9 protein-coding genes are annotated in these 10,997 nt (G+C 68.4%); 4 read left to right on the top strand and 5 right to left on the bottom strand.

Annotated features, from left to right (window positions below; all coding sequences use genetic code 11):
- Nucleotides 1–18: 18 nt before the first annotated feature.
- Both E1264_RS43885 and E1264_RS33010 read right to left on the bottom strand, forming a co-directional pair.
- Nucleotides 19–171 (bottom strand): hypothetical protein, encoded by a 153-nt coding sequence (locus E1264_RS43885; protein WP_165964499.1) that lies wholly within the window; start codon nucleotides 169–171, stop codon nucleotides 19–21.
- Nucleotides 172–996: 825 nt separating this feature from the next.
- The gene (locus E1264_RS33010) at nucleotides 997–3,210 is read right to left on the bottom strand and encodes a tetratricopeptide repeat protein (protein ID WP_165964498.1); all 2,214 of its coding nucleotides are present in this window, start codon (nucleotides 3,208–3,210) and stop codon (nucleotides 997–999) included.
- 193 nt (nucleotides 3,211–3,403) lie between these two features.
- On the opposite strand from E1264_RS33010, the gene fxsT reads away from it, so the two are divergent.
- The gene (fxsT, locus tag E1264_RS33005; protein WP_347813438.1) at nucleotides 3,404–4,978 is read left to right on the top strand and encodes an FxSxx-COOH system tetratricopeptide repeat protein; all 1,575 of its coding nucleotides are present in this window, start codon (nucleotides 3,404–3,406) and stop codon (nucleotides 4,976–4,978) included.
- 8 nt (nucleotides 4,979–4,986) lie between these two features.
- Here fxsT and E1264_RS33000 read toward each other — a convergent pair whose 3' ends face one another.
- Nucleotides 4,987–5,877, bottom strand: a complete 891-nt coding sequence (locus E1264_RS33000) for an alpha/beta hydrolase (protein ID WP_132179785.1) — start codon at nucleotides 5,875–5,877, stop codon at nucleotides 4,987–4,989.
- 227 nt (nucleotides 5,878–6,104) lie between these two features.
- On the opposite strand from E1264_RS33000, the gene fusA reads away from it, so the two are divergent.
- From fusA to E1264_RS32985, 3 genes are all read left to right on the top strand, one after another.
- Entirely contained in the window at nucleotides 6,105–8,126 is a 2,022-nt protein-coding gene (gene fusA, locus E1264_RS32995) for an elongation factor G (RefSeq protein ID WP_132179783.1), read from the top strand.
- A 168-nt stretch (nucleotides 8,127–8,294) separates the two neighbouring features.
- Nucleotides 8,295–9,626, top strand: a complete 1,332-nt coding sequence (locus E1264_RS32990; RefSeq protein ID WP_132179781.1) for a biotin carboxylase N-terminal domain-containing protein — start codon at nucleotides 8,295–8,297, stop codon at nucleotides 9,624–9,626.
- An 11-nt stretch (nucleotides 9,627–9,637) separates the two neighbouring features.
- Nucleotides 9,638–9,820: a hypothetical protein gene (locus E1264_RS32985; RefSeq protein WP_132179779.1), complete on the top strand. Its 183-nt coding sequence runs from the start codon at nucleotides 9,638–9,640 to the stop codon at nucleotides 9,818–9,820.
- Here E1264_RS32985 and E1264_RS32980 read toward each other — a convergent pair.
- Entirely contained in the window at nucleotides 9,817–10,311 is a 495-nt protein-coding gene (locus E1264_RS32980; protein WP_132179777.1) for a GNAT family N-acetyltransferase, read from the bottom strand. The genes E1264_RS32985 and E1264_RS32980 overlap by 4 nt on opposite strands.
- Nucleotides 10,312–10,356: 45 nt before the next feature.
- Nucleotides 10,357–10,997: hypothetical protein (locus tag E1264_RS43880; protein WP_165964497.1), on the bottom strand; the 641-nt coding region annotated here is incomplete at its 5' end.

Genomic DNA, 10,997 nt, shown 5'->3' with positions numbered 1-10,997 from the left:
CGACCCGCCCGTCCCTGATCACGCGGCGGGGGCTCCGGTGCGCCGCGCGCCCTCCGGCCAGATGACGTGCACGGTCATATGACGCCTGCGGGCGTACTCGACGATCTCGGCGCCACGACCGCAGTGGAATTGCGCTCGAATCAGCCCCGAAAGAATGGATAGCATGTTCACGGCAGACATTATCCCCTTGGGGGATTTCCACTAACCTCCGCATTGGAAATTTGCGTGCGACGTTACAAACTCCTCCGTACTGTCCCTGCTCAGCTCCTCAACATGCTTCTAGTGCGGACAGGGCCGCACCGTCCTATCATTGCGCGGGACCTGATCAGGGTTTCCTGTGCCGGGCTACCGTCCGTGGAACCCCTCCGACTCGACACGTGACCTACGTGCGGTTTCGATGCGGCACCTCTATAAGGACGGCGGTCGGCGTCCGACTGCCCTGCTCACTGGTGACTTCGGCTGGCATGGAAAGCATGAGCATCTTCGAAGAAGAAGACGCGCCAGAACTCGCCGATCTGCGGCAACTGACTTCGGAGGAACTGCTCGCTAAGCCGCTACCGCGTGCATCATCGCGAGGCTGACCCGAACACACGAGAGGAACGTGGAGGGTTCAGTGACCGACGGGGTCGCCGTATTCGCTCCTTCATCTGATATCTCTTTGCGGTAGCCATGTCTCTGTCGACACCGTTTTGAGAATGCATGCTCAAGGTCCACAGCAGATGTGACCTCGCTTGTGACCACTGCTATGTGTTCGAGCAGGGCGGCCAGAGTTGGCGGAGGCGTCCAGCCATGATGTCCGTGACCACCATGGAGCGCACGGCGGAACGCATCGCCGACCACGTGCGCCGTCACGGCTTGGCGCGGGCGAGTCTGATCCTGCACGGCGGTGAGTCTTGGATGCGATCAACACGATTCAAGAGTCGGCGACGCTGACCGGAATCGGCGAACAGTCCTCCTCACGATGCGCCGGGCGTTCACGGCGATGGTCATTGAGGTTCAAGGTTGTCCAGTAATGTTATCCAATATTTCGCGAACCTCGCTCGCCTTTGCATTCCCCAGTAGTTCGTACATTGTCAAAGACTCTGATAGGGCCGCGTACGCCATGTGGGTGTCATCGAGTGCACGGAAGGCCGATCCGAGGCCCAGCAGGCTTGTTGCGAGGCCAAGCTTGTCATCGATCCTTCGCCTGACGTCAATTGATTTCTGAAACCAGGTGACCGCCGCAGGGAATTTCTTCTGACTGCGAGCGAGTTCACCTAGTTCCTGTAGCGCATCGCCTTCGGACTGGAGGTCGACGCCGTGGGCAGCGTTGACCGCGGCGTGGTACAGCCGAGATGCCTCATCGTTATCGCCGAGGCCGCGGTGAATCGAGCCGATCAGTCTCAATTCGATAGACTCGCTCCGTTGATCATGGAGACTCCTGAACAACCTCAAAGACTCGTTGGCGTGGTCGAGGGCCTCCTCGTATCGCTCGAGTTGGACCAGGGTGTTGGCAACATTACCCAGATTGATGGCCTGCCCTTGAGTATCGTTGATCTCCATGCAAACGCTGAGTGCGCGCTGAAAGCGCCCTAGGGCGTCAGGTGCTCGTCCGAGTGCGAGTTCAGCACCGCCGACGCAGGTCTCGCCCCACGCCTCGGCATAGCGATCGCCGGCCCGCCGAGCCGCGTCAACAGCCACCAGGGCGGTTCTGTGGCGGTTTACTGGATGGGAATTCAGAATGAAGAAATATGTCAGAGCGATCGGCAGTTTCCATCCGATCTCCTCGAACCCCAGAAGCACGGATTGATCGATGGCGGCGATGAGATTGAGTCTCTCCGCCTCGCACCATGAGAGGGCGCTCTGCGGATTGTCGAAGGTCTTGGCCCATCGCGAAGGCGCGGCTAGCACGTGCCGGCGCTGGGGCGCGATGACATGGTCGACATTGTCTGCGGTACGCAGGTAGAAGCTGAGCACTCGATGAGCTGCGGCTTTGCGGCTGACAGCGCTCTCTTCGGCGTTGAGCCGCTCTATGGCATAAGCCTTGACAAGATCATGGAACTGGTAACGGTCGGCACTTGCCTTTTCCAGGAGATTTTCGTTCATGAGAAGCGATAGGAGCTGGCGAGCTTCCATCACGCCGACACCGGCTACGGCTGCCGCTGCTTCGACGGAGAAGTCGGCGCCTTTCAGAAGTCCGGTCAGGCGGAACATTCGCGCGGCATCGGGCGCGAGGAAGTCATAGGCCCGCGAGAACACGTTTTCTGGCACTGACATGCTTTCCTGATATCCGGTAGGGAACGTTAGGCGTTGTTTCTGATCTCTGGGCTCTCCGATGAGGTCTTCGATAAACTCTCCGTCCTGCCCTCGGATGTACTCGGCTATTATTCTCAGAGTCAACGGCAAGAATCCGCATTGTCGCGCTAAGATCGTCATCGAATCGTGGTGCAGGGAATTATCTCTATCGGCGACGGCTTGCAGAAGGGCTAGCGCATCGGACTCAGTAAGCGGTTTCAGAACAATCAGTTCTGCGCCATCTTGGGCGATCAGAGGTTTTAGCCTGCTACGGCTCGTTACCAGAACCATGCAATTTCCGGAGGATGGCAAGATTGGTCGGACTTGAGTTGCGGTTCTGACGTTATCCAGGATGATGAGCATCCGTCGTCCGCTAATCTCCGACCGAAACGCCGCCGCCATCGCATCGGGATCACGGGGGATCCGTTCAGGAGCAAGGCCCAAAGCTCGCAGAAAGTTGTCCAGCACGTCTTCGACTGCGATAGAAGTGCCAGGGGCGTATCCGTGGAGATTTGCGTAGAACTGCCCGTCAGGAAAATGATCCTTATTTTGGTGTCCCCAGTGAACGGCTAAGGCGGTCTTCCCCACTCCGCCGAGCCCGGACACCACGACGAGGTCGGCGGTACTGCGGCGTAGGTCGTCCAGTTTCGAGCGTTCAACCTCGCGGTCTGTAAAATGGCGCGCTTGGCGGGGCAACTGGCGCGGTATCGGGCGTTCTTGTGAAATGTGTACAGAACCGTTGTCAGTGCTGTGTCCTGCGGTGTTACCGGGTCCAGCGGGTGGCCCAATACTCTGTTGATCGAGAGAATTATCCTGGCGGCCGATCCAAACGTTGATACTTTCCGCGGTCATCGCCGCCGTCAGGGAAATTATCAGCCACATCAGGTTCCACGTGCCACCATTGAGGATTTGGTTTATCGCCACGCCGACCGCCACCGTCCCCGTGGCTGCAGACGTCGCCCTGGCCGCCCGACGAAACCTTCTCATTCAATCTCCACCTGCATTGATCCGCCTAACCGGACATTATAATGGAAGATCAATTCTCTGTGGAGGAGAACTGTGGGCCGAACCTGGTTTCATAAGTGCTCTCGACGTCGCTCCAACCTCGTGAACTGTCGTTGGCGAGGAGCTGCCGGAGATTCGGAACACGGGCCGCAGCAGCAACAAGTCGATCCGGGTGCACCCGCTCGTCCAGGCCGTGATCCGGCACGGGCTCGACCCGGAGCTGACCGAGACGACCTGCCACGACGTGCACAAGATCCTGCTGGGCGCGCGGCCGAGCCACGGCGACACCGACGATCCGAGCAACTGGCCGAACCTGGAGGAGATCCTCCCGCATGTGAAGCCGTCCAACGCGGCGAGCTGCGACGACGAGGACGTCCGCCAGATGCTCACCGACCTCGTCCGCTACCAGTGGAAGCGCGGCGTGTTCGACAGCGCGATGGCGGCCGGGCAGGAGCTGGTCGCCGAGTGGAGCGGCAAGCTCGGCGAGGACCACTGGCAGTGGCTGTTCCTGCGCTCGCAGATCGCCAACGTGCTGCGCTCGCAGGGCAACTTCCAGGAGGCCTACGACCTCGACCAGGACGTCCTGGAACGGCAGCGCAACTCCCCGACGCTCGGCCCGACGCACCCGCACACGCTGATCACCGCGGGCAACCTCGCGGCCGACATGCGGGCGATGGGCGACTACCGCGGCGCGCTCGCCCTCGACCTGCAGACCTACGAGCAGGCGGGCACGCCGTGGGGCGAGGACCACCCGCGCACGCTGATGATCGCGCACAACCTCGCGATCGACTACCGGCTGACCGGCGACTGGGAGAGCGCCTACCGCTACGACACCGACACGCTGCGGATGCGCCGCGCCCAGCTCGGCGAGGACCACCCCTACACGCTGTTCTCCGAGGCGAACGTGGCCCGCGACCTGCGCGAGGCGGGCCGCTACGACGAGTCCGTCGTCCAGCTCCGCGACGTGTACCGGCGGTACGTGGACGTCCTCGGCGACCAGATCCTCGACACGCTGCGGACGGGCAAGAGCCTCGCGGTGTCGCTGCGCCGCGCCGGGCTGCGCGAGGAGGCGCTCGCGCTCGCGGAGGACACCTACGCCCGCTACCAGCGGCATTTCCCCGAGTCGCCGGACACGCTGCCCGCCGACCTGGAGGTCGCGGCGTGCATGGGCGAGCTCGGCGACCTCGTCGGCGCCCGCGACCGGACCCGCGCCATCCTCGCCCGGCACCGGGCGCAGATGGGCGACGAGCACCCCTACACCGTGATGATCGAGAACAATCTCGGCTGCTACCTGCGCTACACCGGCGACATCGAGACGGCCGTCGCGCTCACCGCCAAGACGTCCTCGCTGCTCGTGCGGCTGCTCGGCCCCGCCCATCCGCTGGTGCTGCTCGCGGCCGTCAACCACGCGAACTGCCTCGGCGCCGCCGGGCGCCTGGAGGACGCCGAGGCCCGCGAGCGGGACGCCCTCGCCGGCCTGGTCAGGGTGTACGGCGAGGACCACCCGGACACCTGCTTCTGCCGCGGCAACCTGTCGGTGACGCTGGAGGGCATGGGCCGGACGGCGGAGTCGCGGGAGCTGCGCGAGCGGGCCGTCGCGGGGCTGCTCAGGCTCGGTGAGCAGCGCCCGCATCCGCTGATCGCGGCCGTCCGCGAGGGCCTGCGCGTCGACCGCGACTTCGAGCTGCATCCGGTCTGAGATCCGGGCTACACCCGGTCCGAGAGGGGCGCGGCGGGGCGGGCCAGCCATGACAGGACGTCCGGCAGCACGTTGAACGCGGCGAAATGCGCCGAGCCCGGCTGGACGACGACCGTCGAGGACGGGATCCGGTCGGCCAGCCAGCGCGAGTGCCCGGCCGGGGAGAAGGTGTCGTTCGCGCCGTGCCACAGCATCGTCGGGACGACGATGTCGCCGAGCTCGAACCCCCATGGCGCGCAGAACGCGAGCAGGTCGTCGATCCAGCCGTCGGCGGACGTCCGGAACGCCTCCTGGAACGTCTCCAGCAGGAGCCTGCGCATCCCCGACTCCAGCACGACGCGCCGGTCCGACTGGGTCAGCTCGGCGAACAGGTTCGCGACGTGCTGCGCCGGGTCCGCGCGGATCCGGGCGGCGATCGTCCGCAGCCGGTCCGCGACGAGCGGCCCCTGCCCCCGGACCGCCATGTACTCCCGGGTGTTGGACGCCGTCATCCCCTCGAACCAGTCCAGGCCCTCCGCCTCGGCCGGCGCGAGGCCCACCAGCGCCGCGGCGCGGGTGGCGCGGCCGGGCAGCAGCGCCGCGCACGCCAGCGCGTGCGGGCCGCCGCCGGACCGCCCGAGCACCGCGAACCGCTCCAGGTCGAGGACGTCGGCGAGCAGCCGCACATCGTCCGCGATGTCGGCGACGACGCGCCCCCGCATCCGGCCCGACAGCCCGTAGCCGGGACGGTCGAAGCTGATGAGCCGGATCCCGCGCTGGTACAGGACCATGGGGCGCGGGATGGGGCCGAGCCTGCTGCCGGGCGTGCCGTGCAGGAGGAAGACGGGAAAACCGGTCGGGGCCCCCCATTCCTCCACGGCGAGCTCTCGTCCGTCCGCCGTGGATACGACCCTCGTCAAGACAGTCCTCCGTTCTCCGGATCCCCGGAGTGCACCGGCGCGTAACCGTCCCCCGTCCCCGCTTCTAACTGATCAGCTCCACAGGCGTCAACCCGGGGTGTCACGCTCGCCGCGTGCGGTGGAAAACCCTTGGCGCGCGCCGGTTCTCCACCGTTACGGTGCGCTTGCCGTAAAGGGACGATCTTGTCCGGCGGCGGTCGTCATCCGAGAGAAACGGAGGATTCCCGATGACAACCACACTTGCGCTCTCCAAGGTTCGCAACATCGGGATCATGGCGCACATCGACGCCGGGAAGACGACGACCGCCGAGCGCATCCTGTTCTTCACCGGCGTGTCCCGCCGCATCGGCGAGGTGCACGACGGCGCCGCCGCGCTGGACTTCCTGAAACAGGAGCGCGACCGCGGCATCACGATCACCTCCGCCGCCACGACCTGCCGCTGGACGGCCGACGGCGCCGAGCACACGATCAACCTGATCGACACGCCGGGGCACGTCGACTTCACCATCGAGGTCGAGCGGTGCCTGCGGGTCCTGGACGGCGCCGTGACGGTGTTCGACGGCGTCGCTGGCGTCGAGCCGCAGTCGGAGACGGTGTGGCGGCAGGCCGACCGGTACGGCGTGCCGCGGATCTGCTTCGTCAACAAGCTCGACCGGGCCGGCGCCGACCTCCGGCGCTGCGTGGAGATGATCCGCGAGCGGCTGGGGGCCGTCCCGCTGGTCATGCAGCTCCCGATCGGGGAGGGGGACGCGTTCGAGGGCGTCGCCGACCTCGTGTCCGGCCGCGCGCACCGCTGGCCGGACGGCGTGCACACGATCGGGGACGTCCCGTCCGGGATGCTCGCGGACGTCGCGCGGGCGCGGGCCGAGCTCATCGAGACGCTGGGCGACCACGACGAGGAGTTCATGGAGCAATACCTGAGCGGCACGGAACCGTCGCAGGCGCAGTTCCACGCGGCGATCCGGCGGCTCACGGTCGCGTCCGCCGTGACGCCCGTGTTCTGCGGCAGCGCGTACAGGAACAAGGGCGTCCAGCCCCTTCTGGACGCGGTCGCGCGCTACCTCCCGTCCCCGCTCGACGCCGCGTCCCCTCCGGACGACGGCGCCCCGCTCGCCGCGCTCGCCTTCAAGATCGTGAGCGACCGGTATCTGGGGCGGCTCACGTTCGTCCGGATCTACTCGGGACGGCTCATGTCCGGCGCCTCGGTGCTGAACAGCGTCAACGGCCGGAAGGAGCGCATCGGCAAGCTCTACCGCGTCCACGCGGGCGATCGGGAGGAGATCGGGTCGGCGGGCGCGGGCGACATCGTCGCGGTCATGGGCCTGAAGCAGACCACGACCGGCGAGACGCTGTGCGCCGAGACGCATCCGGTGGTCCTGGAGTCGATGGACTTCCCGGACCCGGTGATCGAGGTCGCGGTCGAGCTGAGGTCGAAGGCCGACGTGGACAGGCTGGCCGGCGCCATCCGGCACCTGTCGGAAGAGGACCCGTCCTTCAGGGTGCGCGACGACGGCGGCCAGACCGTCATCGGCGGCATGGGCGAGCTGCATCTGGAGATCCTGATCGACCGGATGAAGGAGGAGTACAACGTCGAGGCGAACGTCGGGCGGCCGCGCGTCGCCTACCGCGAGACCGTGCGGAACCGCGTGGACAAGGTCGTCCACCTGCACCGCAAGCAGTCGGGAGGCAAGGGCCAGTACGCGAAGGTGCAGCTCGCCCTCGAACCGATCGGGGACGGGTACGAGTTCGTCAACCGGGTCACCGGCGGGCGGATCCCGAAGGAGTTCATCCCCTCCGTGGACGCGGGCTGCCAGGACGCGATGCAGGCCGGCGTCCTCGAGGGGCACGAGATGACGGGCGTGCGGGTCACCCTGCTGGACGGCGACTTCCACCCCGTCGACTCGTCCGAGCTCGCGTTCCGGATCGCCGGCTCGATGGCGTTCAAGGAGGCCGTCCGCCGCGCGTCCCCGGTGCTGCTCGAACCGGTGATGGCCGTCGAGGTCACCACCCCCGCGGAGCATCTCGGCGCGGTCATCGGCGACCTGAGCGCCCGGCGCGGCCGGGTCGAGGGCGGCGGTGAGCGCGGCGGCGCCCGGGTCGTGCACGCCCTGGTGCCGCTGGCGGAGATGTTCGGCTATGTCGGCGACCTGCGCGGCATGACGTCGGGCCGCGGCGTCTTCACGATGCGGTTCGACTCCTACGCCGAGGTCCCGCCCCCGGTGGCCCAGAAGATCATCGCCGCCGGCTGACCCGGTCCCGGGGGCCGCACCCCCGCGTGCGGCCCCCGGGGACCTGGCGCACAAATCCGCGCGCCGGGATTTGTGGGACGCACGGCCGGACGCGGCGGCGGCGACGGCGCTAGTCTCGGCCGGGTCGGGGCATCCGGTCCCGCCGAGATCCGCGAGGGGAGTCCGCAGGTGTTCGAGTCCGTGCTCGTGGCGAACCGCGGGGAGATCGCCGGGCGGATCGTCCACACCGCCCGCGCCCTGGGCGTGAAGGCCATCGCCGTGCACTCGGACGCCGACGCCGACCTCCCGTTCGTCGCGGAGGCGGACGAGGCCGTCCTCATCGGCCCCGCCGACCCCGTGCGCAGCTACCTCAACGTCCCGGCGATCCTGGAGGCCGCGCACCGGACGAACGCGCAGGCCGTCCACCCCGGGTACGGGTTCCTCGCCGAGGACGCCGAGTTCGCCCGCGCCGTCGCCGCGCGCGGCCTGGTCTGGGTCGGCCCGCCGCCGCTCGCCGTCGCCCGGATGAGCGACAAGATCAACGCCCGGAACCTGATGAAGGAGGCGGGCGTCCCGGTCGCGCCCGGCGTGTGGGAGCCCGTCCCGGACGCCGATACCGCCGTCGAGGAGGCGGAGCGGATCGGCTACCCGGTCATGGTGAAGCCCGCCGCCGGCGGCGGCGGCATCGGCCTCGCCGCCGCCCGCGACGAGGCACGCCTGCGCGCGGCGTACGCGACGGCCCGCGCCCACGCCGAACGGCTCCTCGGGCACGGCGACGTCCTCCTCGAACGCTACGTGGAGGGCGCCCGGCACGTCGACGTGCAGATCCTCGGCCTCGCGGACGGCACCGTCGTCGCGCTCGGCGAGCGGGACTGCTCCGTCCAGCGCCGCCACCAGAAGATCGCCGCGGAGACCCCGTCGCCCGGCGTCACCCCCGAGCTGCGCGAACGGATGCTTGCCGCCGCCGTCCGCGCGGGCGAGGTGATCGGCTACCGGGGCGCCGGCACCGTCGAATGCCTCGTCGATCCCGCCGCGCAGGAGTTCTACTTCCTGGAGATGAGCACCCGCCTCCCGTCCGAGCACCCGATCACCGAGCTCGTCACCGGCATCGACCTGGTCGAGCAGCAGTTCCGCATCGCCGCCGGCGAGCCCGTGTCGTTCACGGACGCGTCCCCGCACGGCCACGCCATCGAGTTCCGCGTCCTCGCCGAGGACCCCCACCATTTCCGCCCGTCGACGGGCGAGATCACCGTGTGGGAGGAGCCGGTCGGCGACGGCATCCGCATCGACGCCGGATACGCCGAGGGCACGACCGTCACCCCCCACTACGACCCGCTGCTCGCCACGCTGTGCGTCCACGGCGACGACCGCGCCCACGCGCTCCGCCGCGCCCGCGCCGCCGTCGACGCGTTCCACATCGAGGGCCCGCGCACCAACCTCGCGTTCCTGAGCGAACTGCTCGACCGTCCCGAGTTCGCGGACGGGACCTACGACACCGGCATCGTCGGCCGCATGCGCTGAAAGGACCGGCCGTGACCACCTACTGCGACCGCTGCGGCGAGCCCGCCACCGCCGGCGACCACGCCGCCTGCCGCACCGCCCGCGAGATGGAGCCGCCCCGCTACTGCCCGAGCTGCCGCCGCCGCATGATCGTCCAGGTCACGCCCCTGGGCTGGACGGCCCGCTGCTCGAAGCACGGCGAACCCGCGTCCTAGAACGCGAGCGCGTAGGTCAGGACATCCACGCCGGGCGCGGGCGCCCAGTCCCGGTCCGGCGTGCGGACGAACCCCATCTGCTCGTAGAGCCGGTGCGCGGCCTCCATGTTCTTCTGCGTCGACAGCCGCAGCCCGCTGAGCCCCGCCTCGCGGGCCCGCTCCACGCACGCCGTCACCATGGCGCGCCCGACGCCCTTGCCGCGCGCGCTCTCCCGGACGGCGAGCATCCGGAACTCCGCCTCGTCCGGCCCGGCCAGCCCGGCGTACGGGCTGCCGGGCGGGCAGTACGTCACGGCCCCGCCGACCTCGCCGCCGATCTCCGCGACGAGCAGCTCCGATTTCCCGGCCCGCCCGGCGACGTCCAGGAGCGAGTTCACATACGGCGACGCGGCCGACACCAGCCCACCTCCGACGTACACCTCCACGGTCAGCTCGCCGATCAGCTCATACTCATCCGCCCGCGCCTCGCGAACGACCACCGCATCATCCACCGAACCAGGCTATCCACCACCAGGGACAACAAATCCGGCAGTAGGTCAGGTGATGTCGGCGCAGGTGGATTCGGCGGGGAGGAGGGGGCGGAGCCGCACGGAGTACGTCTTGCCTTCGCTGCGCCAGGTGACGCCGGGCTTGGCGGCGGGGACCTTCTTGGACGGCGCCACCGTGCAGATGCCGCCCGCCGCCCGCGTGCCGTCGCCGAGCGGCCCGAGCGGCCACTCCTTGACGGTGCCGCCGCCGCTCGTCTCGCCCGCCAGGACCGCCGTCTTCGACGGCTCGTACGGCCGGGCGGGGGCGGCCTGGTCGGACGCCGCCCAGCCGTTCGGGTCGAGGCGCTTGAGGAACGCGGCCTCCGGGCCGGGCTGGGACTCGGGCTGCACGACCCGGGTCGTCGCGTCGCCCATGGTGAACACGATGGTGATCGCGTCCATGATCTGCTGGTCGGAGCCGACCTTGTGGGTGCGGCCGAGACCCGCCTTGCGCGCCTCGTCCAGGAGACGCTGGAGCGCCTCCGGCTTGAGGCGGTACTCGGTCAGCTCGCCCAGCGGGCCGCCGGACGCGACGATCGCGCGTCCCGTGGAGTAGAGCGAGAAGTCGGGGAGGCTGCCCGGGCCGCCGAGGCCCGCGATGCCGCCCGTCGTCTGCCAGCGCAGGACGAGCTTCTCACCGCGGGGAGAGT

Source organism: Actinomadura sp. KC216 (assembly GCF_004348535.1).
Classification (GTDB): Bacteria; Actinomycetota; Actinomycetes; order Streptosporangiales; family Streptosporangiaceae; genus Spirillospora.
Note: the sequence above shows the minus strand (reverse complement) of the source record. Positions and strands in the feature narration are given on the sequence as shown.

Excerpts from the sequence above, each read along its gene's own strand:
- fusA (WP_132179783.1), top strand. The coding sequence starts at position 6,105 with ATGACAACCACACTTGCGCTCTCCAAGGTTCGCAACATCGGGATCATG.